Source organism: Methanogenium sp. S4BF (genome assembly GCF_029633965.1).
Lineage (GTDB): Archaea > Halobacteriota > Methanomicrobia > Methanomicrobiales > Methanomicrobiaceae > Methanogenium.
The window spans coordinates 368,544-391,942 of the sequence record NZ_CP091277.1 but is presented as its reverse complement, the minus strand read 5'-3'; the positions used below and the strand labels follow the sequence as shown (position 1 = coordinate 391,942).

The window sequence follows — 23,399 nt, the reverse complement described above, 5'->3', positions numbered from 1 at the left end:
GAATCAAATGAAAACATATATTTCCCCATACAGCCTTCTATGTAGAGTAACATGGCGCAGTCGCCTGAACTCCCGAAGAGGGTTGTTCATCCGGCCCTGATGTCATGGAACCGGTCCTGGCTATTTCGCACACTTCTGTGCGGGGGTTGCCGAGCCAGGTCAAAGGCGCTAGGTTGAGGGCCTAGTCTCGTAGGAGTCCGAGCGTTCGAATCGCTCCCCCCGCATTTATTATGTTTTTAACACTCACATTGCAGTATTTGTTTTGCTGAAATTGAGACATACAGTTTCAGAACGGCAAATGAATGCTAATTCCTGTCTTTATTGATTTTCTATAGCACGAATGAGAATTCGTCTCTATTCATCTGAACGCTGATTTTCATCAAATCCGGCGCAATATACACCCACATTGGAAAGACCGGGTGCTTGTTCGTCTACCCTGCATGGCCTTTTTTGGATATCAGGGAAAAGGCATACGGGAGGGGAAACCTCCCGTGCTCCGGTTTTGTTCAGAACGCGACAAAACAGAGGGAATATTCCGGAATCAGAAATGAGCAGGAGAGTCCAAAAATAATTGAATGAGATGACCCGCTCACCGAACCGGTTCAGCATACCATTCACACCGCATACAGCAGAAACTCCATACGGATATACCGTCTATTCTCCAAACCGGTAGCCCTCTTCCGGAATCCGTATCTCAAAGCGTGCCCCGGTTCCTTTCTGTCCCGTCTCACGGATGCTCATGCCGGTGATGGAGAGGATTTCCTGCACCAGGAAAAGCCCATATCCGGTATTTTTGCCGGTCTTCTTCCAGAAAATCTTCTCTTTCATATTCTCCGGGACACCACACCCGTCATCCTCAAATATCAGCGTACCCCCATCACCCCCTTCACGGAATGAAACCCTCATCCGGGTTACTGTTTCACCGTGGCGTACGGCATTGTCAAACAGATTGAAGACAGCCCGTTTCAGAAGCGGGTCAGCAAATATCTCAAGACTGCCGGTCGTAATCTCTGTTGTGATCTGACGGAATCCGGTGCCTTCTCCCACTTCTGTAACCAGTGACGCGACATTTATCCATTCTGCGGTCTTTGATCCCAGCAGTTCATACTCCCGTGTAAAGGTAATCTGACCCTCCATCGTTTCAATAACATCATCCATTATTCTCAGCGGGGTCTCTGCTTTCCGGTCATTACCCATCTCTTCCTTGAGCAGAGTAGAGATCATCGTGAGCGCCCGGATCTGGTTGAGAATATCATGCCGGGTAATGCCCGAGAGCAGGCCCAGCTTCGTGTTTGCATTCCTGAGTGCCCTCTCCACCTCCTGTGTCCGTTTCAGTTCGCAGTCCAGCTCCCCGGAAGTCTGTTTGAGCCTCAGAATTTCAGAATTCAGGCGTTCAACAAGGATATTTACACTCCGCCGGAGATTTTCCGTCTCCGATGACTTCGCCTCCTGAATCGGGTGGTCAAGGTGACCGTCTGCGATATAGTCAATATCCGATATAATCGCCTTTAGCGGACGTGTCAGGAAATAGGAGGTATAATAGGCAGCAAATATTCCAACCCCCACCCCCAGGATACAAAGAACGACCACATTCAGGAGCAAAAAATTTATTGAATCACGAAGGGGTTGTGTCGAAAAGACGATCTCACCGACAAGATTCATCTGGGACGATGAGGGATATCCTTCGTTATCCAGGTCGATATAGAGATAGCGGGTGATGGTTTCATTCGGTTTATCAATGACATCAAACCCGACATGGTCAGCATAGACCTGCTTCACATGCGCGAGCGTCTCACCTTCCGCAGATTCACCATGGCCTGCTATCCGGCGATAGGTGACATCAAAGATGGAAACATCACGAAGGGAGGGATCATCCTCCATCAGCATATCAGATATGGCGGTATAGGGGAAGTTCTTGCGCCCTTCCATAAAGGAATCAGACGTGAAACTCAGTTCCAGCAGATACCGGTGGTCAGGGGTGGGCATATAGGCATATTTTTTCCCATACGAAGGATCGGAGAGGCTGGTGCATACCCTGTCTGCGGAAAAATCATTCCCTTCTCGGATTGTGGTGATTGACGAATAAAAACCGGGAATCGTACGAAAGTCAAAACCCAGATCCGGCTCAAATGTGGTGTATTCTATAACACCGGTTTCATTGATGATATAGAGGTCAATATCCCAGTCGGGGGAACGGATCATCTCAGCTTTCAGGCTCTCAAGATCCATTGCAGCCGGATTCCCTCCGGACCGGTCATAGGCATCAAGAAACGGAATAAATGCGTCCTTTAGCTGCTGATCATACGCCTTTTCATAGAGAATAAGCCCTTTGTCAGCGAGAATAGCGGAGTGGGTGACTGAGATTGTTGTCTGATCCATCTTCTCGTCAAACTGTGAGACGATGCTGTTTTCGACTGAGGTGAAGAGGATTACAGAAACTGATACTGTCAGAAAGATAAATACCAGAAAGATGACAAGACCAAAACTCGTCTGAAGGGAACGGTGCTGTTTGTCATCTCTTTTCATAAAACGGTTTTTGGGATGGGAGAGCTTTAATATTTCTTTTTTGATACACGCACCGAACACAAATACCGCACCGGGAATCTGTACAGCAAATGGCACACAAACACCAAAGCCCTGCATGGGTTTTCTTCCGTTCCTTCGCCTTTGGCATGCCAATCCGAACCTTCATAGATAAGCAGGCCAAAAAATCAGGGTATGAAAAGTCCCTTCCATGTGATGCTGATACCGACCCTTGGCTGTCCGTCTAACTGTCACTACTGCTGGAGTTCAGAAGAGGACTCACCGGTGATGAGCATGGAGACCATCCGGGAAGTGGCCGCCTGGCTCAAAGATTTTGACGACCGGCAGGTGACCGTCACATTCCATGGGGGAGAACCCCTGCTTGCGGGGCCCGACTTCTTCCGTGAGGCGCTTCCCCTGCTCTCCGAAGAGTTGGCACACCTGAAACCGGCATTTGCAATTCAGACAAATCTCTGGCGGATGACACCTGAACTTGCACAGATTTTTGCTGCATATCAGGTCCCTGTCGGCTCCTCCATAGACGGGCCGAAAGAAATAAATGACATTCAGCGGGGGGAGGGATACTTTGACCGGACCATGCACGGCTACAAAATCGCACAGGAAAACGGCCTCTCCGTCCGGTTCATCTGCACCTTCACCTCACAGTCCGTTGACCACCGTGAGGAGATATTCACCTTCTTCATGGAGAACGGATATGTGCTCAAACTGCATCCGGCGCTTCCGTCCCTCCGCGGCGACGACCCGGAGAAATGGGCACTGGCACCCGAAAAATACGGAGACCTGCTCATTTATCTCCTCGACAAATACCTGGAAAACCTGAATTCCGCAGAGATTATGAATATAAATGACCTTTTCAAGTCTGTATTCACACGGACGGGGAATGTCTGCACCTTCAACGACTGCATGGGAAACACCTTTGCTGTCGGTCCCGACGGCAGCATCTACCCCTGCTACCGGTTTGTGGGCATGCCCGAATGGGTGATGGGCACCGTCTATGACCGTCCGACAAAAGCAGATTTGGCAGAGTCCCGTGCATGGAAACTGATGCACGCATTCAAAGACTTCGTGGATGAGCACTGCAATGAGTGTGCACATATCAGATACTGCCGCGGAGGCTGCCCCTACAATGCCATTGTGCCCACCGGGGGGAGAGTGGAGGCGGTTGACCCCCACTGCCCTGCATACAAGATGATCTTTGATGAACTCAACAACCGGCTCAACAGGGAACTCTATGGATCAGCGCCGATGGAGATGGGGATGGGGATGGGCGGTGCCCGGCGCAGACAGCGGAAAGAAAAGGCTGGAGTCATGGATTTAATGCACAAAATGGTTTCAGAATAACCCAGATCCAATTTTACTCCTATTTGAGACAAAAAATCTTATTCAATGTACCATGGGGTAATTCCACCCCACGGGCAGAGAGAGTGCCCTTACAGGTATATACTGCGCAATAAAGCATACAATCAGAGACATCCGTTTTCCCTTTTTTTGAGACAGGGACAGGGGAAACATAGCATAACCTCCGGCTTAAAACCGTATGGCGTACCGAGTGAGAGATCTCCCCCAAAGAACGTGGCGGGCGCTCAAGGCAGAAAATACAGTGCATAGCTCTTTGAAACGGTATCAGGACAAATACCTAAAACATAAATGGTGAGATATCAGACCATTTTTTCCAGTACAACGGCCCTTGAAAAGAGAATGCGTGGCCGCTCCACCACAGCAAACCCTGCCACACCTGCAAGGCGGCAGGTTTCATCGTATTCACCGGCAGACACATGCATAAACGGTTCGGCGACAAGCATCCGGGCACCGGGACGCAGCGCCGCTGCCACCTCACGGAATCCCTGGAGAATATCCGGCAGTTCGTGCATCACATAGAATGCAAGTGCAAAGTCCGCATCACCCCTGCACCCGGTATTCAGTCTTGATAACTCCGCCTTGCGCACCTCAATGACTGAAGAGACACCTTCTTTTGCAGCCTTCTCCCTAAGCATGGCAAGCATCCCGTCCTGCAGGTCAATGGCAATCACCCTCCCGGTTTCCCCCACCATCCGGGCTATCGGGCAGGAGAAAAAACCGGGACCACATCCAATATCAATAACCGTATCCCCGGTATGAATGAACCGCCCGAAAATGTATTTCGGCGGATGAATAAAACGCCGGAAGAAATTGTCCATATGCCGGGCCTCGGACATCGGGCAGACACGGTCGTGTTTCATCACCTGAGATTTTCCCTGAATATGCAAAAGAGTTGCGGGATTGGGATATGCTTTAATCAGTGTTGGAAGGGAGAGGAAGAAAAAAGGCGTCCATCATGTGAACCGCATTCCTGCAGGAGATGATGGTGACGCGTATGCTAAAACAGAGCATTCAATCCAGAATCTCAGCATCATCTTCCATCTCTTCTGCCAGACGAAGCGTGAAACGGATGGAAAGCCCTTTCTCGGGGCGCCCGGGTATCCGGTCGCCAGGGATTATTTTGCCCCCGTATCTCCGGATCAAAAGGCGGGTGATATGCAGGCCGAGACCCCGTCCCCCCCGTTCGGTGGTGGATTCCTGGAAGAGTGAAAAGAGCTGCATCTTCTTCTCATCAGAGAGACCGGGACCGTCATCTTCAACGGAAACCGTCACCTCATGATCAGTCTCCTCACTGCTGATCCAGATGCGCACTCCCGGCCCGCCGTATTTGATGCTGTTCCGGATAAGATTTGTGAAGACCACGGAGAGAAGGCTGTCGGCCCATACCGTACATCCGGTCCGCATAAAGGAGATATCGGCCTCCGGGTACTGTAAAATCTCTGCACTGATGAGTGCATCCAGATTAATAGGAGTCTTTTCAGTCGACTCATCAGTGATTCTCCGAATGGTTGTGACATTGTTGAGAATATCAGTGATATGATGCGTATGCCACTGGACCTTTGCAAGGTACTTAGCGGCATCTTCCACGGCAGGGTCCATCAGACGCCGGGAATACCCAAGAACGGCAGAATTTGCATTCTTGATGTCATGGAGCATAATATCCAGATAAAGGCTTGCGTCACTATAGGCATCCTCCAGACGGTCCTGCAGGATTCCACGGAGAATCGTACCACCGATCTCATTCCCAATCATCTCCAGCGTCTTCTTCTCAAATGGTGAGAAGGAATAGCGTGACCGCCTGCCGATGTAGAGCGCACCGACAACAACAGCATCAGATATCAGCGGAATACCCGCGTATGAGAGCGCATCAATCTCTTCTAACACCTTTGAATCAATTGGTCCGGGCGGATGATTCGGCAGATTCTCCACATAATGCTGCTGCATCGCAAAAAATACCAGATTAAACGGATAGTCCAGCACATTCTGCCGCATTCGTGTCTCGATAAACCGTTCGGGAACACCGGACGATGCGATGATCGTTGCCCATTTCGCATCCGTATCCCGCAGGTAGATCCAGCCAAGATCAAAATTCATCTCATCGATAACCGTATGAAGAATCTCTTCCAGCATCCCGTCAAGGGTATCGACTGAGTTTGCCACTTTCATGACCTCATTCATCATTAAAAGCTGACTGTTCCGTTTCAGGAGTTCTGACTCCGCATGTTTCTTCCGGGTGATGTCACGGAAAATAACCAGAAGATTTTGGGAAGCAGTCCGTGAAGGAACCAGCATAATCTCCACATCAATACTGCGTGTTCTGCTGATGCGAAGTTGATCCTCAACCATCCGTGGTTCAGGGGATGGCGACCCTTCATGCAGCGTCAGCGGCTCCACCAGTTCTGAAAATTCGTTATGCACCAGATGAATTCTGGGAAGACTGTCCTTCAGGAACGTATTCTTTCCCAGCAGTTTGCGTGCTGCGGAATTACTAAATCTGCAAACGGTGCCGGAGAGGACAATCACTGCATGAGGGTAGGTCTCAAATATCTCAAACGGGATACCCGCATCATCACATGCGGGGCGAACTGCCTTATCCTCATCCGGATACCCTGGTGACGAACGGACCGGAAATCCGGGGTAAATGGTAGCGGCAGCAAAGGAAGAACCCGGAATATCTGCTACAGAGACCAGAGACGGGAGATCAGCCCCCACAGAGTCAGTCACAGAAGCACGAATGAATGTTCCGGGCCGGAATACATCGCAAGCCCCTCCTGCTGCACCAGAATCATCTCCCTGCAGGTCACAGGGACAGATTATTTTACGGATATCAGGAGATTGCGAAAAAAAATCATCGGGGTACTGGTAGATGCGGTGAAAAGCCGTGTTCGCAAAGATGACATTCCCTGTTTCCCCAAAAAAAAGAACCGGAATTTCAGAATGGCGGACATACTCGTAGTAATCATGAATACCCATATCAGTATGTTCCGACTGGAATGATGGGGGGACCTCATTCTCTGCTGAATAATTCGGCATGGATGGCAGCACCCGGGTACAGTGTAACAGGTAAATTGTACCTGTCAGAGCAATTGAAAGTATGGATTTATATATCCATCCCTGAACCTAATTCAGCAGATATATCGTGCCCGTCAATATCGTGGCAAACGATACCCAGGCGAGATATGGGATGAAGAGATATCCTGCTGTTTTATTGATGCGGTAGAAGCTGACCGTCACTGCAAGGATGAAAAGCCAGAGTATGATTATTTCAATGAACCCTAAAAATGGACTCTGCAGCGTGAAAAACAGATATGACCAGAGAATATTAAGACCGAGCTGACAGCAGAAGAGACCCAGAGCAACACGGACTTCGGCACGGCCGGTCCCCTCCATGAGTATGAGATACAGGGAAATACCCATCAGAATAAAAATGGTCGTCCATGCGATGGGAAAAACCGCATTCGGCGGGACGAACCATGGTTTTACCAGCACGTCCGCATACCATGACCCCGCTCCCGTGGCCGTAAAAAACGAACCGACGAATCCTGCGAGATTGGTTAGAATCACACACCCAATGAGGAGCAGCGGATTTCTAATCTGAAATTTCTCCTGCGTCATAGTTTACGGAAAGGAGGAAATAGCAGATATACTTTTTCCGGTTTACCGCAATACCAAACCTGTTATCTGCACTCAGCAAATGAATAAACACAGACAAGGGTGTATTGTAATTATGGCAGATACAGTGACGGGAACAATACCGGAATACGTCCTCTTTGATATGGATAACACGCTCTATGATTTTTATTTTGCCAAAACACGGTCGTGTGAGGCGGTCGCAGATCTCGTGGGCTGCGGAGAGGGAATGGAGCTCTTCCGCTATTTTATGAGTGGGACCCACGGGTTTGAGCACCACAACAATATTCGTGATTTCATGGGCGACCGCGGGATATTTGAGCCCCACCTCTATGAAGAGGCATGCGCAGTATATGAAGAGGTGAAACTGGCATCGCTGGCCCTTTATCCGGGAGTGGAGGAAACACTCCGGCTTCTTGCGGATGCCGGGGTTTCCATGGCGATTGTCACGGATGCAGAGAGTCCACAGGCCGAAAAACGGCTCGCTGCAACCAGGGTAAGGGATTACTTTGCAGGCGTCATGACGCCGGATCAGTCAGGAGTCAGAAAACCAAAGCCTGAGATGTTTCATGCGGCGGCAGCCATTCTGAAGTGCAGTGTCCATGAGGCATGGCTCGTCGGCGACAGCCCGAAGCGCGAGATTGAGCCGGGGAATCTCTTGGGCATGACAACAGTCTATGCGAAATACGGCGACTGGATTGGCATTCCCTATCCCCGGATACGGCCGCACTATACCCTGCAGTCATTCAGTGACCTGCAGGACATAATGCACCTGAAAAAATAATTATTGAAGGGGAGAGGGTTCCTTTCCTTCAGAATAGGGGAGGGCATGCCCGGCAATCACCACCGGCGTATCGGAATTTGCTATCTTTGCAAGCACCACATTTTTTCCCGCCGCTGTCATGGCAAATATCGGGACTGCCTTCCCTCCCTGCAAAAGGGCCTGTTTTCCGGCAATCTCATACATCGCACGGGACGCACACGGGAATATCAGGTCACATGATGCGGCAAATTTCTCTGCGTCCTCCTTGTTTGTGCCGGTGGTATGCACCGCCACGATGAAGGCAAAAGGATATGCCCTGCGGATCGAGACCGCCTCATCTGCAGAGGCGGTTGTCACAGCAGGTGCATGGAACCCGTTCTCCAACGCTGTACTGACCCCGTTTTCCGCACTGAGCGCGGCATCATGAGGAGACACCACGATGCCCCCGTGTTCACGAATACGCTCAATAACCGCAGGAATCGGCGTGGTTGAGACCAGCCCCGACATCTTTCCCCCGATGCCCTGAATAAGACGGGGCGTGGTGGCAATGACCGTCCCCGCCCCGTCGCAGGCAATCACCGCCGCATCGATGATGCCGCAGCGAAGAGCAGATGAGAGAAGTTCTGATGCACCAAAAAGCACATAGTCATCATCCGACACCACCTCGCGGTCAGGAGTGCACATGCCGAATGCAGCGATGCGTGCCTCAATATTGCGCCGTATTTCATCTTCGCTAAACGTTCGGACCGGCTCGGTGAACCGTGCCGCAAGCGGGCAGGACTGAATACGGGCGGGCCCGACCGATACCACCCGTCCATCCCTGACAACAACCCGTGCACGCCCTGCCGCCTCAATAATATGCTCATCGCCCTGAGTCATCACACTAATGCGTATTGGACCCCCTATTAATAATGAAGACGAATGGAGCAGGGGAGCAATACACAGATCAGACCAGTGGCGAGGTACTGGGAGATTGATACCGCCCGCGGGATTGCCATCATTATGATGGTCACCTACCATCTGCTCTATGATCTGGTGTATTTCGGTGCAACAGACATTGCTGTTACCAGTGGCTTCTGGAAGGCATTTGCTCTCACCTGCGCCTGCACCTTTGTGTTTCTGGTCGGGCTGTCCCTGCACATCAGCAGGGAGCGCGCCATACAGAAAGGGATAACCGGTACAGCCCTTGTACGCAAGTACCTCATAAGGGGGCTGTTCATTCTCGCCCTCGGATGCGGTATCACCATTGTCACCTGGTATGTGATTGGCGGGGGCTACATCCTTTTCGGCATTCTGCACCTCATCGGCCTCTCCATCTGCCTTGCGCCGCTCTTCTTTTCCCTCCGGAAAAAGAACATCATCGCAGGGATTATTGTCATTGCACTGGCCCTTGTAGTGACCGGAACAGAAGGACCCCTCTGGCTTGCGTGGCTGGGCATCCATCCCATGAATTTTTATTCAATCGATTATGAACCGCTCATCCCCTGGTTCGGGCTGGTCCTTCTGGGGCTGGGGACGGGCGCATACCTCTACCCCGGCGGGCGCCCTGTGCGGCAGCTATCACAGCCCTGTCCTTCGATAACCGGGCTTCTGGCAGCGGCCGGCAGGCACTCGCTTCTGATATACATCATCCATCAGCCGGTGCTGATATTGCTTATGCTGGTGACAGGAGTCATACCTCCCGCCACCTTTGGTATCTTTTAAATAATTATTCTATACGGGAAGAAAAGAGTGGCACATCGGCAAAGGCGCCCACATCAAAGACCCCGCGTTCTGTCACCCGGATCTCCGGAATGACCGTGAGTGCACAAAAAGAGAGATACATAAACGGATTATTGATGCAGCCGGTTGTGCGGATGCATGCCTCAAGGGACCGCAGAGACGCTGCCACCTCATCATACGGGAGAGATGACATCAGGCCGCCGCATTCCAGCGGCAGAAACGCAGATCTATCTCCTGAGACCGCCGCCATGCCGCCGTCTGCTGCAATAACCATCTCAGCGGCACGGATGATAGAGGAATCATCACTTCCGACTGCGATGAGATTATGGGAGTCATGGGCCACACTTGCCGCAATGGCACCGTCCAGGATACCAAACCCGTTCACAATCCCAACACCGCAGCCGGCACGGTGGTAGCGGTCACAGACAACCAGTTTCAGGAGATCACGGGAGGAGTCAGGCAGGGCCGCTCCGTCAACCTCAGCTGATAGTTCATGCGTGAGAATCTGACCCGGTACCAGGCCCACCACACGGGCTGTCCCGGACCCGTGGATGGCAATGGACTCCTCTGTCAGAGGGGCACAGGAGAACGGTACATGCAAAACGTCCGGGCGGCGGTATCCGGAGTCCGTCCATCGTACTCCCCCGATATAGGTGTCCGTCACGGTGCAGGGTCCGGTGTCATCCAGCACACAGAAATCGGCACGCCGGCCGGGTGCGAGCGCACCCCGGTCGTTCAGGCCAAATCGTTCTGCAGCAGAGAGGGTGGCCATCCGGTAGGCAGTCTCCGGTTCAATGCCTGCGTCAACAGCTCTGCGGATACAATCGTCAATATGCCCGTCTTCTGCGAGCATATCTGCATGCCGGTCATCGGTTGCAAAACAACACCGGGGAGCGGTGGCAGGCGTCACCACCTCAGCCAGAGCACTGAGGTTCTTCTCTGTAGACCCTTCACGCAGCATGATGTACATCCCGCGCCGGAGTTTCTCTGCAGCCTCACGGGCACCCGTGCATTCGTGGTCACTCTGGATGCCTGCTGCAATATATGCACAGAGTGCTTCACCCGAAAGAAGCGGTGCATGCCCGTCCACAACCGGAGACAGACCAATCTTGCAGAGCAGGTCCGTGTCTTCTGCGAGGACGCCCGGCACGTTCATCACTTCACCGATGCCGGTCACCCCGTCTTCTTCTGTGAAGGGTGCAAGGTCCCGGCAGGAGAGAACAGCCCCTCCCCGGTCAAGCGGTGTCGCCGGGACGCAGGACGGAAGCATCAGCCTGATATCAAGCGCCACCTCCGAGCTCTCACGCAGCATATACCTAAGCCCCTTCGTGCCTGCGACATTCGCGATCTCATGCGGATCGGCAAACACCGTGGTGGTCCCGTGCGGGATCACCGCCCGGGCATACTCTGCCGGGGTCAGAAGAGAGCTTTCAATATGTACATGCGCATCAATCAGTCCGGGGATGACGCGTTTCCCCCGCAGATCGATGGTCTGTTCTGCCGTATACGCCCCAAATCCTGCCACACGCCCATCTTTTACACCAAACGATGCATTATCTTCCCACTCACCGGTAAACGGACAGAATACCCGGGCATTCGTAAAAATAGTATCGCAGGGTTCTCTTCCTGCCGCAGCCTGAATAAAAGAAGCCACTTTCAGACCTCGATATCCTCTATCACACAGCCAAGCCGTTCCCCGTCTTCCATCATATAGATAAAGAGACGATAGGAACCAGGCTGCAGCGCTGCATCAAATGCGACATCATTCATTCCTGCATCAAGATGCACCGAACGGACGATTTTATCCACTTCCACCTGTTTAAACCCGGAGAGATCAAATACCGTGATCTGCATCGCGGCATCCCTGGCTTCCCCCTTATTATCCACAGAGACATGCACTGCACTTCCATTATACGAGACCGTACCGATGGAATATGTGAGGCAACCGGCAGAGACAACAATCACCGCCAGAAGAAGAAAAAGTCCGGTTACAACACCAATCCTGGACATACCTGATGTAAGTAAAACCCGGAACAAATTATACTATTTGCTTTGACCCGGGGCAGAGATTTCAGAAATGCATTTCAAGAAATGTACGCAGAGATTCCGCAGTATTCCTGCCGGTGGCGGCCGAAATCTCCGGAGAAAAGACCGAATCTGTCACAGCGCTGTAACGTCCGGGACGGGAGTCCGGGTGATCGCATTTGTTCAGAAACACGGCATACGGACATCCGGAGGCTCTGAGGGTCTGGCATATCTGCTCTGTTAATTCATCCAGATCACGCGTGGTGTCAGCCACGACTATGGCGCCGTCCATACCACGGGAGAGGATATCACGGACAAATTCAAACCGTTCCTGTCCCGGTGTGCCAAAGAGGTAGATCTTCCGGTTATTGATCAGCGTACGCCCGAAATCGAGCCCGACGGTTGTAGGAATCTCACACTTATTTGCTTCGACATGATGGGATTCCGGATCAATTGCACGTATAAAAGTTGACTTGCCGGCGTTATAGGCCCCGAAAATCACAATCTTGAGTCTGGAACAGTCCATTGATAGTATCTGTTTGGTTTACGCCTCATATAACATTTTCAGTAGAAAAGAGAACATTTTCGGGCGGGAACAAACAAAGTGTTTTTCACCTGACACCGCGAAATTCCAGTTAACGACTGCAGACGGGAGAAACCTGATGCCGGTAATAACATTTACACACCATAAAGGAGGCACCGGAAAAACTACATCCTGCCTGAATTGCGGAGGTTTTCTTAATAAAAAAGGAAAACGGGTGCTGGTTATTGATTGCGACCCACAGGCAAATGCAACCACCGGTCTTGGATGCGACCCGCAGGAGCCACGGAAGAATATGTATGATGTCTTCATGTCAGGCACAGATGAATTTGAAGCCGTGGCCCTCAAAGAGATCATTGTCTCAACAGAATCAGGGATTGATCTCTGCCCTTCATCACTTGACCTTGCAGGTGCGGAACCATACCTCTATGAACGTGAAGACAGGCTCTTTGTCCTTAAAGAAGCGATAAAACCCATTCTCAGGCGATACAGCTACATCCTGATTGACACTCCGCCCAGCATGGGCCAGTTTGTGATAAACGGGATTGTCGCAGCAGACCATGTGATTGTCACCCTGGACAACGGTATGTTTGCACGAACAGGACTTGAGGCACTGCAGACCATATTCTCAGATATCGCAGAGATTACCGGAACACCCGTCTCAGCGGATATGGCCGTCATCACCCGCGGACGGATGATACAGGAGGAGATGACGCCGGGTGAAGAGATCTCCCGCGGATTCCGGCGCCTTCTCGGGCTGAAAAATGAGGAGACCACTTCACGTGAACAATTTGAAGAGATTGTTGTATTCTGTGAAAAATTCTTCCCGAACGTTTTTACCATACCCTATGACATCCTGATTCATGAGGCACAGAAACAGGGGCTGCCCCTATCAGAGTTTGCACCAGAGAGTAAGGCGGCTGTTGTGTATGAGGAAATATCCTCTGCTATTGAAAAACTGAACTGACGGAACTGAGGAACTGAATGTACATGCCAGATGAACCGAAGAGACCGGGACGAAAGGCACTCTTCACCGGAGTGCAGAAGCAAAAAACCCGAACGGAAGAACCATTTGAGACCACCACAACAGAGGAGAAGGACGAACCGCTCTCTGCTGCACTTGAAAATATTATTTTAAACCCAAAATCAGGCAGCATATCCCCGGAAACAATTGAGCCTGCACTGGAGGGAGTGGCGGTCTCCATTAATGCCGCCCTGAGTGCAGTACGCCACGCAGCAGATGAAGAGCTGCAGGCAGCACAGGAAAAATATGACCAGCTTGCTGCACAATCAGCAGAACAGGATAAAAAGATTGCATCCCTGAATGCAGATCTGGAAAGCCAGCTGCGCATTACCCGGTCCCTGACAGAAGAGCTCAAAGAGACCGACACCCCGGAAACGGATGCGTGGGAAGCGGAAAGAGAACGTATAACAGCAGACCTCCGGAAGAAAGACGAGGAAATCATCCGCCTCACAGACCAGATATCTGCACTCAGTGAGGGGGGGGCATCCCTCAGAAATGAGATTGCAGAACTGAGACGGGCGGCTGCGGAGGCACCGGAGCCGGAAGCATATGCACAGCTTCGTCAGCAGTTCGAAGAACTCACACACCGCCACGCAGACCTCACCGCACAGACCGAGGCCAGAGAAGAACAACTTGCAGCAGACATACGGAAAAAAGAGGAGGAGGTGATCCGCCTCACAGAGGAGGCTGGTGCAGTCGGTGAAGAGGCGGCATCCCTCAGAAATGAGATTGCAGAACTGAGACGGGCGGCTGCGGAGGCGCCGGAGCCGGAAGCATACGCTCACCTCCGGCAGCAGTTTGAAGAACTCACACACCGCCATGCAGATCTCTCAGCACAGGCCGAGGCCAAAGAAGAACAGCGTGCAGCAGAGATCAAAGAAAAAGATGACGAACTCATCCGACTCGGCAACGAAATGTCTGAGCTCAGGGAAGAGACGGCACTGCTCAGGAAGGCGGCTGCGGAGACGCCGGAGCCGGAAGCATACGCACACCTCCGGCAACAGTTCGAAGAGCTCACACACCGCCATACTGATCTCACCATACAGTATACGGCGGAAAAAGAGCAGCGTGCAGCAGATCTCAGTCAAAAAGAATGCGACGGCATCCGTCTCAGGGATGAGAACGCAGCACTCAGGAGAGAGCTGGCAGAGGCGCCAATACCAAAGAGAGATGCAGACCTGCAGAAGAGATTTGAACAGCTTACAATTCGGCATGCAGACCGGACAGCAGAATATGAAACCCGTATCCGGCGGTCAGGAGCGGAGACAATCGCCCTTAAAGAGGAGCTGCGTACAGCAGAACAGGCAAAGAAAAGAGCCGAATCCGAAGTATCCCGTCTGAGTATGAAGGTATCTGCCCAGGATGCCGGGCAGCGGGAATTGCTGAATCAGATCACTGCACTAAAAGCCGCCGCGGCTGCCGCTCCACAGGAAGGAGAAACCGTTCGTGCCCTCAGGCAGAAAGAGCGGGAAATAAATGCACTGGTGATGAAGAATCCGATACCGGTGCTCATTACCGACAGTTCATTGAAGATAACCGGTGCAAACCCGGCATATGAACAGTTATCCGGTATTAAACTCGCAGAACTCCGGAAAATGAATCTCAGGGACTTCTCTCTCATCGACCAGAAAGGAGACGGTATCGGAAAAACCGTGAAGAATAAAGTACGGAGTTCAGCGGAGATCACGATCCGCCTGCCTGCCGGAACCTATATGCTTGAACAGTATGGCATCCCCATACTGCAGGAGACCGGTTCTGTTGAATCGATCTATATCTTCTATAATGATGTGACAAAGGAACGCAGGGAAGCAGATCAGATCCGCGAACGGATGGTGGAAAATGAAGTCCTGCGGAAACGCTCGGAACTGATGATCGAAGAGAACCCGATGCCCATTCTCTATATGGACAGTAATTTTACCATACAGGTGACTAATGAGGCATATGCAAAGATGAGCGGCATTCCGCGCGAGAAGCTTATCGGGATGAACGCCCGTGATTTCAGTATCCGTGACCAGGAGGGTGACGGGCTGGGCCAGGTAATCCGCCGGAAGAAAACATGTTATGGGGTTGTCACCGTTGATCTCCCCTCAGGCACGCACATTCTGGAGCAGTATGGAATTCCTGTCATCGGCCCCGACCGTATGTTATCACATATTTTCATCGTGTACAATGACATCTCTGACGTCAGGGAAAAAGAAGCAGAAATCTCCCGCATTATGGCACAGATGAAGGAGGAGGCAGAAACCCTTGCAGAGAGTGCAGAATACCTGACCAGTCGGATGGAGGAGCTCGCATCCGGGAATCTCATGGCTGAAACCACTGTTTCTGACAATGACCCTTTAAGAATCCTGAAAGTGCATTACAACAACTCAGTTGCCTCGATCCGGTCAATTACTGAAAATGTCGCTGAAACAATTGAAACCATCCGGCATACCGCAAAAGAGCTGACTGCAAGCAGTGATGAGATAAGCAATGCCAACGTGAAGATGGCAACAGACACCCAGACAATCACCGAAAATATGGCCATCCTGCAGGGAGAGATTGAAGCTGTCAGTTATGAAGTGGCAAACCTCTCTGCCTCCATCGAGGAGATAGCAAGTACCTCCCAGGAAGTGATGCGGCAGGCAGAACTCTCCTCAGAAGAAGGGGCAAAGGGTGCTGAGATTGGAAAGAACGCTTCAGAGAAGATGGCACTGGTGGGTGAAATATCACAGCAGAGCGTCCAGGACATAACTGCCTTAAATGACCAGATGAAGAAAATCGGGAAGATTGTCCGGATAATCGCAGGCATTGCCGATCAGACAAATCTTCTCGCCATCAATGCTGCAATTGAGGCAGCCCGGGCCGGTGAACATGGCAGGGGATTCTCGGTTGTTGCAGGGGAGATACGCAATCTTGCCGTGGAGTCAAAAGAGGCTTCAACAAGCATCGAAGAGCTCATCGGGACGATTCAGAATGAAAGCGAACGAACCGCTGAGTCGATGCGTTCAGCAGATGTTGAGATCCGCAATGGCATAACCAGCGTGAATGCATCCATTGATGCCATTAACACCATTGTCGATGTAATTAATCTGTCAGCACAGGGGGTTGTGGAAATAACCCATGCCACCGAAGATCAGGCCAATGCCACCAACCGGTTAATGGAAAAGGTAGAGCGTGCGTCACAGATGGCACGAAAAACCATGCACAACAATGAGGATATGGCAGCACTGGCAGAAGAGCTGAGCGCCTCAGCTGAAGAAGTAGGCAGTGTTGTTCATGAACTTGATGCAATGGCCGAACGCCTGCATTCCCAGATAGAACGGTTCAGCTTTGAACAGGACAGATGATATCACAATGGACACCAGAGAATTCCAGTCGGTTCTGCGGACAATAGAATCCAGGCTGGGCATACAGTGCGGGAACTACAAACCTGATTATCTCCAGCGGAGAATTCAGTCAAGAATGCGCATGAACAAGATTGAATCATATGCCAATTACAATTCTCTCCTCATCTCGAGCACGACAGAACAGGAAGCACTCCGGAATGCCCTCACCATTAATGTGACAAAATTCTGGCGTGACCCGGAAGTATTTGACCTGATAAAACGGGACATCATCCCGGAAATCCGGCGCAGGAAACAGAAAATCCGCATCTGGAGTGCCGGTTGTGCAACCGGAGAAGAGCCCTATACCCTTGCTCTGATGATTCATGAGGCACGAGTACTCTACCCGGATGTGCAGGTGACCATATTTGCCTCAGACATCGACAGAGAGGCTCTCAAAAAGGCTGAAACAGGCATATACCTGAAAAAAGCACTGGAGAACCTTTCTGAATCACAGGTCCGCAGGCATTTTGATGAACAACCGGACGGAACATTCCTGGTTAAACCGCATCTCAGGGATCTCGTAAAGTTCTCCCGGCACGACCTGATGAGCGGGCGGGCAGTAACCCAGTATCTGGATATCATCCTCTGCAGGAATGTGACGATTTATTTCACGGAAAAACAGAAGGATGAGCTCGCACGTATTTTTGCACCGGCACTTGCAGAAGGCGGCTACTATGTCATGGGAAAGACCGAATATATGGGAAGAGATGTCGAACAGCTCTATGACCCGTATAACCCGATTCAGAAGATATACCGGAAGAAAGGTATCTGATCAGTGTTTCGGTGTCCTGAGCTCGTCAGGGTTCTCTGAATCATCTATCTCAAAATGAGATACCTTCTCCATCAGGCCCTTCTTTTTTGTAGACTCTTTCACCTGACTGAGCATAAACATAAGATTTATTCCAACCACCACAATGACCATGGTAAGACCGATTCCCATCAGGACGCCTTTTGATGTCAGAAACACAGAGACCAGAAGTACCACAAATGAAATCAGATAAAAGAGAATCCAGGTTCGTGATTCCTGCAGGTCCATAGATAACAAAAGGTGCAGCCCGATATTATTTTAAATACACGTTCTGAGATTCCGCCTCATTCCCTGAGATACAGACAAAACGTTATCAGAAAAGCTGTACAAGGTTATGATGTGAAACGGGCAGACATCCTCACCTTTGCAGGTGCGATCATCATTGTGGTCATTATCGCAGTCACCTCACAGGGTATCGACAGTATTCCCGGAATTGGCACAAATCCCGGATATTCTCAGCCGGATTCACCCTATAAAAGTCCTGCAGGCGAACTTCCGTTCTATACGATGCAGGGGAAACCACAGGTATGGAATATCCCAAAAAATACCAATCTGAACACGATTTATGTGAGCGGCGCGGGAGGATACCCGGTCACGGATTTTCCGGCTGACATGACGCATTTTGGTGCGTCAGACCCGGAAAATACTGAGATCTGGAGACAGGGAGAGATTGTCCGGTTTGCACAGTATACCGGCCCCGGCAACGGGTTTTCAGAGACGTTTCATATTCCGTTTGGATTCTGGCGGATAAATGCCAGCATGACTGCCGTCACCAAACCGGAAAGTTCCCGGCTGACCTGGGTACTTGTGGACGCTGAAACCGGCACCATTCTCACCGGCAACCAGATGCGCTACAAAGAACACGTGCTAAAAACAGTCCAGGCATCAGGTCAGGCATTTTACTTCATCGTAAGTGCACAGGATGTGAACGGGTATGCCTTCACCCTGGAGACGACAAAAGCACAGTATGGTGAAGCCCGGATCCAGCCGCCAATCCGCCGACTCACTGCATTCCTGAACACAGCGTAAAAAAGTGGATGCCCGCACCCTTCAGAGTCTCACTCTTCAAGGGCCAGTTCAACTGAGCGTTCAAGAGAAGTGATGAGCCCGGCGAAATTAGCATTCAGCCCTTTTGCCTCAGCAATATCAGAACGCATTTCTACCGGGACCATGCCCATTTTAATGCCGTTCATGCGGCTGTCAGAAAGAGAGAGTGCCGCGTCTGCAAGGGCAAGATTCCCCATCGCAGCATGCATCTCAAGATACCAGTCAGCATACTGGTAGAGTTCTGCTGCATCACCTGCATTCAGGATGTGCATCTGAGCAGATGACACATCTCGGGCAGCAGAGACATATGCCTGTTTTGCGAAAATCAGTTCGCGCAGGGCATATTCAGCGCTGGGTTTGCCGGATGCAGGGTCCGGCTGAAGGGTATCCACAATCACAAGGGCCTCGTTCAGGTCCACTTCTGCTCCCTGAAGTTTCGCATCCGTGAGTTCAGGCGGACTGGTATCCCAGTCAATTTCACTGATTCTCGTCTCTGCATGTTGATACAAAGATAATGCCGAAGAGTATGCCCCTTCATCAGTAACACATCCGCAGATACAGATGCCTGCAAAGAGAAAGAGGAGAGCACCATAGGCACGCCATGATGTAGTCATCGGATTATAATGCCTCCGGATTATTTTTTATTCGGCACGGACAATAGCAGAGGCGCATACCCCCGTTTACTTCTGCCACTCTAAACCTTCTCAATTATGATCCGTATTTTGTCACCGGCCTTCAGCCCGTGCCCCTTGGGCACATCAATGTTATACCAGAGGCCAAGTGGATTGCCCTCTGTAGCAGTGACCTCATCAGACTGGGTGCCCTGATTCATGAGACAGTCCTTATTTTCATCGATGTTTGCGACGAATTCGATATCAGATACAAATTCCACGATTTTATCAGCCATGTACAAGAAATTTCCCGTAATCAAGTTAATGCTTTGGTTTAATAACCGACCTGAGAGGAAAACAGAGGATAAGAGGGTTGGATGATTCAGGCGCATGGCCTGAGCATTACTGAATAATTACGCAGAACGCGGAAGAACACGCCATGTAGTGCTGTTCGAGTAACTCCAGCGGGAGATATCAAGTTCGTCACAGATATCAGAAAGAATTGCCAGGTTTGTACCCACTTCTTTCGGTGACAGACCCAGGTCTTTTGCAATGTACTTTGATTTAAAGTAATGTTTTCCCGCTGTAAGACCCTGCACCAGATATGAGATGATCTTCCCCTGTGTTGCCGTATACCGGTCAGAAATACGGTTTTTATGATTCATCGTTTCACTCCGGGAGCAATTTCCATTTAGAAATTACTATAATATAAATGTTTCTGGAAAATATGCCATTTATTGGCCTATTCAGACAGAATTTACGATTTTTTTGATTAAAACACTGAAAATAGGTCAGAATTGATTGCCATATCCGATGTACGGATATATCAGAAATCGAAGGGTAATTTCCTAAAATAACCCTTAAATTATTATTCTACAGGAAACTCCTCAATCTTTGCTATGAGGCTCTTAATAACGGTTTCCCGCATTCCTTCAACGAATTTTATGCTTCCAACGACAAGATGACCACCGCCGTTCACGCCGCCGCCGATTACCTCTTCCCTGAGTTCACGCACCATCTTCGGAATGTTCATCAGAACACCACGCGACCGGATGACAACAAAATCGGGCCCGATACCCAGCGTCACCACCGGTGCGCCCTCATTGCGCCTGCAGAGGATGTCATGCACTTCGCCGGAGGTCTTTCCGGGTGGCGGGAAGGTGAACCGGTGTGCATAGATTTCCACATCCAGCATGAAGAGTTTCGCAGTGTTTGAAAGGTCCTGTTCGATGACATGCGGCATTGACGCACTCAGCTGCTCTTCGATAGCAAGATTTGCTTCCTTTACGAGCAGTGCAATCAGACGCTCATGTCTATCCCGGTTTCCATTGACACCGAGGATATCCTTTACAATTTCACGCCCATCATTAAACCGGAGCCAGAACTGTTCGTAATCAAGAGCAAGGGCGATATTCTTGCAGTGCTCCTCGCTCCATTCGCCCGCCACAAGGTCCAGATACTGCTGGCGTTCCGGTGCTTCACTCCGGTCTCCCACTGCTGCTACTGCGGGGAAATAGCGGATCTCATTCTCCACACCCGGGAAGATCATGCGGGCAAGCTCAGCGCCGAGCATACCTGCTGTCACACCAAAGTCTCCGCCGACATGGTATGGGTTCACATGTGCATCGAGATACGCATCCGTGCTTTCATCGGGGTGGTGATGGTCAACGACCACAATCGGGATATCGTATATCTTCGCCATCCGGTAGGACGGCTCATCCTCTTCGGTGGAGCCATTGTCCATCATGACGATGAGCGGCAGTTTCTGGCCAAATCTGACAAAGTCCTTCAGGGCGAAGTCGAGGTCACGGGTGATATCCTCAATCTCATAGAATGGGGCTTTGGAGGGAGCACGCTTGAACATATGGCTCTCTGTGTCAGGATCACCGCCGTTCTCACGAATAAGAGAGGTGACTGCACGTTCAACAGCGACCGCGGCGGTAATGCCATCTGCATCAGCATGGTGGCGCAGCACAATCGGCTGGGCGGTAAAGATAGCCTTCCGGATTATTTTGGCTACCTTCTGCATCTCAGGTTTGAGGCGTTCCAACACCTCGCTTTCGATCATGAACGGGATGTCTTCCGGTTCAGCGCGCAGATCAAGTGCCTCTGCAATACGCTTTTCCACATTCTCCCGTTCTTCACCGGAGAGAACACGCATATTTGAAACCTCGATCTGAAGGCGGTTGTTCCTGAGCATGACCTCACCCGAGACTGAGACCATATCCTCAAGTTCAACCTCAGGATAGGCACGCACACCCGCTTCAATGAATGCTGCAGCATCCTCTGACCCGGTCTCATCAACGATAGTGAATATCGTGGGGCCTGAAGTCTGCTTAATCTGGGCGACTTCCGCTTCAATGGTGACATGCCTGCCGACCTTATCCGGGAGGTCACTGAGCCGGATGGTTGAGAGTTTCTTTGCCACTGTCTCTGTCCGGTACCTTGTCGGGACGATCTCCTCGAGATCGATATTGCCGTTCTTGCGCACCTGCCGTACACGAACGAATACCGTCTCCCCTTCCTGATGATGGGTTTTCACATTGGATTTGTGTATCAGACCCTTAATCCGGTCATTCAGGTACACAAATGTGCCAAAGTCAGCGAACCCCTGTACACGCACAACATATACCTTACCTTCTTCCACATCTCCCACATCACATGCGGAAGAGAGGTTGTAAACAGTCATTTCTCCATTACTCATTTTATTTCACACTCTGGCTCATTTCGTTCTGCAATTTGAATATTCACGTTCGTTTCATGTTCCGCGGGCGAGGTCATACAGACGGCATTCTCCGTCCCGGCGCCCTTTGGCGATGATAATATCTCCGGATCGTAACTGTTCATCCTTTCTCGGACGATATTTCCATTTATTCTTGTGCCGGACAGCAAGGACGACCATACCGGACACCGTGCTCAGCGAAGCTTCTTTCAGGCTTTTTCCGGCAAGTTCAGAACCCTCCTGAACTTCAATCCGTGAAATGATCTCATCAGACTCACGTACAATCTTCTTAAATACCGGCGGAATCTCGATGTCCCGTAAAATGACATCGATAATCGAACCTGCGGCATTGGTAATATTATCCGCAAATGATGACATATAGAGCAAACCACGGAGATACTCAACATTCGAGATGCGTTTCGCGGCTTCAAGAATCCAGAGATCCAGTTTATACCGCATGTCATCCATCCGGGTGCCAAGGGAGACCACCTCATCAGCCACTTCCCTGTTGTTAAAGAGCAGCGATGTATAGGCAAGACCGACGGCAAGCTCAGAGATATCCTTCATCTTGACAATCAGACGAACCGCCCGGTCAAGGTCTGTTACAACACTTCCTTCCGGAAACTCATCGTTTGCCGGGATCTCTGCTCCGCAAAGGTCATATAACGGATCAATCCCGCTCTCAGGACCTTTTGCGATGATGATATCACCGTCAAGAATCCGGGTGTCGCGCTCGGGGTCATAAATCCACGACACTCCACGCCTGATTGCAATGACACGCATTCCGGTTCTGCTCTGGAGTTTTTGCTCGCCTAAAGTCACACCATCAATAGTGCTCTCTTTGGCAACAACCACGCGTTCGGTAACTTCTTCAGCATCAGGCATCGCAATTCTGAGTTTTGCAGGAAACTTCACATCCTTCAGGATGATGGTGGCAATTTCAGACGCAGAATTTGAGATTTTTTCGGCCGCTTCACTAACCTGCAGCATGCCGCTCATTGCCTCAGCCTCTTCAACCCTCCGGGACCCGAGGATACTCTGTATCCGTGCCTGGTAGACCAGTTGGTTCATCCGTTCTTCAAGGGTGATAACTTCCTGGGCAATCTCCCGGCTTTCAAAAAGAATTGCAGAATAAGAAAGATCAACCATCAGTTCTGAGATGTCCTTCATCTCAATCAGTACATCTTTAAAACTGACCGGCTGGTACTCTAAATCACTCATGGGCGTATAGTCCT

21 protein-coding genes and 1 tRNA gene are annotated in these 23,399 nt (G+C 50.8%); 8 read left to right on the top strand and 14 right to left on the bottom strand.

What is annotated here, in order from left to right:
• The first annotated feature begins 139 nt into the window (after positions 1 to 139).
• A tRNA-Leu gene (locus L1S32_RS01935) sits at positions 140 to 224 on the top strand.
• 430 nt (positions 225 to 654) lie between these two features.
• Here the strand turns inward: L1S32_RS01935 and L1S32_RS01930 are convergent.
• On the bottom strand, positions 655 to 2,526 hold the full coding sequence (locus tag L1S32_RS01930; RefSeq protein WP_278155697.1) for a HAMP domain-containing sensor histidine kinase: 1,872 nt from the start codon (positions 2,524 to 2,526) through the stop codon (positions 655 to 657).
• Between the two features lie 192 nt (positions 2,527 to 2,718).
• On the opposite strand from L1S32_RS01930, the gene L1S32_RS01925 reads away from it, so the two are divergent.
• Positions 2,719 to 3,885, top strand: coding sequence for a TIGR04083 family peptide-modifying radical SAM enzyme (locus tag L1S32_RS01925; protein WP_278155696.1), 1,167 nt, complete (start codon positions 2,719 to 2,721; stop codon positions 3,883 to 3,885).
• 317 nt (positions 3,886 to 4,202) lie between these two features.
• Here L1S32_RS01925 and L1S32_RS01920 read toward each other — a convergent pair whose 3' ends face one another.
• The 3 genes from L1S32_RS01920 to L1S32_RS01910 form a co-directional block, all read right to left on the bottom strand.
• On the bottom strand, positions 4,203 to 4,763 hold the full coding sequence (locus L1S32_RS01920) for a class I SAM-dependent methyltransferase (RefSeq protein WP_278155695.1): 561 nt from the start codon (positions 4,761 to 4,763) through the stop codon (positions 4,203 to 4,205).
• Between the two features lie 151 nt (positions 4,764 to 4,914).
• A complete protein-coding gene (locus L1S32_RS01915; RefSeq protein ID WP_278155694.1) occupies positions 4,915 to 6,936 on the bottom strand; it encodes a GAF domain-containing sensor histidine kinase in 2,022 nt (673 codons plus the stop codon).
• A gap of 87 nt (positions 6,937 to 7,023) precedes the next feature.
• A complete protein-coding gene (locus L1S32_RS01910) occupies positions 7,024 to 7,518 on the bottom strand; it encodes a TspO/MBR family protein (RefSeq protein ID WP_278155693.1) in 495 nt (164 codons plus the stop codon).
• Positions 7,519 to 7,630: 112 nt separating this feature from the next.
• Between L1S32_RS01910 and L1S32_RS01905 the strand changes: the two genes are divergently transcribed.
• Positions 7,631 to 8,317 carry an HAD family hydrolase gene (locus tag L1S32_RS01905; protein ID WP_278155692.1) on the top strand — a complete coding sequence of 229 codons (687 nt, stop codon included), beginning with the start codon at positions 7,631 to 7,633 and terminating at the stop codon, positions 8,315 to 8,317.
• Here the strand turns inward: L1S32_RS01905 and L1S32_RS01900 are convergent, their stop codons facing one another.
• A complete protein-coding gene (locus L1S32_RS01900) occupies positions 8,318 to 9,175 on the bottom strand; it encodes a methanogenesis marker 8 protein (protein ID WP_278155691.1) in 858 nt (285 codons plus the stop codon).
• Between the two features lie 75 nt (positions 9,176 to 9,250).
• Here L1S32_RS01900 and L1S32_RS01895 point away from each other — a divergent pair, with 75 nt between their 5' ends.
• Positions 9,251 to 10,000 (top strand): heparan-alpha-glucosaminide N-acetyltransferase, encoded by a 750-nt coding sequence (locus L1S32_RS01895; protein ID WP_278155690.1) that lies wholly within the window; start codon positions 9,251 to 9,253, stop codon positions 9,998 to 10,000.
• Between the two features lie 4 nt (positions 10,001 to 10,004).
• Here the strand turns inward: L1S32_RS01895 and ade are convergent, their stop codons facing one another.
• From ade to L1S32_RS01880, 3 genes are all read right to left on the bottom strand, one after another.
• Complete coding sequence (ade, locus tag L1S32_RS01890) at positions 10,005 to 11,672, bottom strand: adenine deaminase (RefSeq protein WP_278155689.1); 1,668 nt, start codon at positions 11,670 to 11,672, stop codon at positions 10,005 to 10,007.
• Between the two features lie 2 nt (positions 11,673 to 11,674).
• Entirely contained in the window at positions 11,675 to 12,028 is a 354-nt protein-coding gene (locus L1S32_RS01885; protein WP_278155688.1) for a hypothetical protein, read from the bottom strand.
• Between the two features lie 61 nt (positions 12,029 to 12,089).
• Positions 12,090 to 12,569, bottom strand: coding sequence for a GTP-binding protein (locus L1S32_RS01880; protein WP_278155687.1), 480 nt, complete (start codon positions 12,567 to 12,569; stop codon positions 12,090 to 12,092).
• A 136-nt stretch (positions 12,570 to 12,705) separates the two neighbouring features.
• Here L1S32_RS01880 and L1S32_RS01875 point away from each other — a divergent pair, with 136 nt between their 5' ends.
• Genes L1S32_RS01875 through L1S32_RS01865 form a run of 3 tightly spaced genes read left to right on the top strand, consistent with a single transcriptional unit; the run spans position 12,706 to position 17,748 of the window.
• Complete coding sequence (locus tag L1S32_RS01875; protein ID WP_278155686.1) at positions 12,706 to 13,551, top strand: AAA family ATPase; 846 nt, start codon at positions 12,706 to 12,708, stop codon at positions 13,549 to 13,551.
• 23 nt (positions 13,552 to 13,574) lie between these two features.
• Complete coding sequence (locus tag L1S32_RS01870; protein ID WP_278155685.1) at positions 13,575 to 16,937, top strand: methyl-accepting chemotaxis protein; 3,363 nt, start codon at positions 13,575 to 13,577, stop codon at positions 16,935 to 16,937.
• 7 nt (positions 16,938 to 16,944) lie between these two features.
• Positions 16,945 to 17,748, top strand: a complete 804-nt coding sequence (locus tag L1S32_RS01865) for a protein-glutamate O-methyltransferase CheR (protein ID WP_278155684.1) — start codon at positions 16,945 to 16,947, stop codon at positions 17,746 to 17,748.
• Here L1S32_RS01865 and L1S32_RS01860 read toward each other — a convergent pair whose 3' ends face one another.
• Positions 17,749 to 18,012, bottom strand: coding sequence for a hypothetical protein (locus L1S32_RS01860; RefSeq protein WP_278155683.1), 264 nt, complete (start codon positions 18,010 to 18,012; stop codon positions 17,749 to 17,751). It abuts the gene before it with no gap.
• 111 nt (positions 18,013 to 18,123) lie between these two features.
• Here L1S32_RS01860 and L1S32_RS01855 point away from each other — a divergent pair, with 111 nt between their 5' ends.
• Positions 18,124 to 18,813: a hypothetical protein gene (locus L1S32_RS01855; protein WP_278155682.1), complete on the top strand. Its 690-nt coding sequence runs from the start codon at positions 18,124 to 18,126 to the stop codon at positions 18,811 to 18,813.
• A gap of 29 nt (positions 18,814 to 18,842) precedes the next feature.
• Here the strand turns inward: L1S32_RS01855 and L1S32_RS01850 are convergent, their stop codons facing one another.
• From L1S32_RS01850 to L1S32_RS01830, 5 genes are all read right to left on the bottom strand, one after another.
• Positions 18,843 to 19,445 carry a hypothetical protein gene (locus L1S32_RS01850; RefSeq protein ID WP_278155681.1) on the bottom strand — a complete coding sequence of 201 codons (603 nt, stop codon included), beginning with the start codon at positions 19,443 to 19,445 and terminating at the stop codon, positions 18,843 to 18,845.
• Positions 19,446 to 19,525: 80 nt separating this feature from the next.
• Positions 19,526 to 19,738, bottom strand: a complete 213-nt coding sequence (locus tag L1S32_RS01845; RefSeq protein ID WP_278155680.1) for a hypothetical protein — start codon at positions 19,736 to 19,738, stop codon at positions 19,526 to 19,528.
• A gap of 117 nt (positions 19,739 to 19,855) precedes the next feature.
• Positions 19,856 to 20,107: a hypothetical protein gene (locus L1S32_RS01840; RefSeq protein ID WP_278155679.1), complete on the bottom strand. Its 252-nt coding sequence runs from the start codon at positions 20,105 to 20,107 to the stop codon at positions 19,856 to 19,858.
• Between the two features lie 203 nt (positions 20,108 to 20,310).
• A complete protein-coding gene (locus tag L1S32_RS01835; protein ID WP_278155678.1) occupies positions 20,311 to 22,146 on the bottom strand; it encodes an OB-fold nucleic acid binding domain-containing protein in 1,836 nt (611 codons plus the stop codon).
• Between the two features lie 54 nt (positions 22,147 to 22,200).
• Positions 22,201 to 23,385 (bottom strand): potassium channel family protein, encoded by a 1,185-nt coding sequence (locus L1S32_RS01830; RefSeq protein ID WP_278155677.1) that lies wholly within the window; start codon positions 23,383 to 23,385, stop codon positions 22,201 to 22,203.
• Between the last annotated feature and the right edge of the window lie 14 nt (positions 23,386 to 23,399).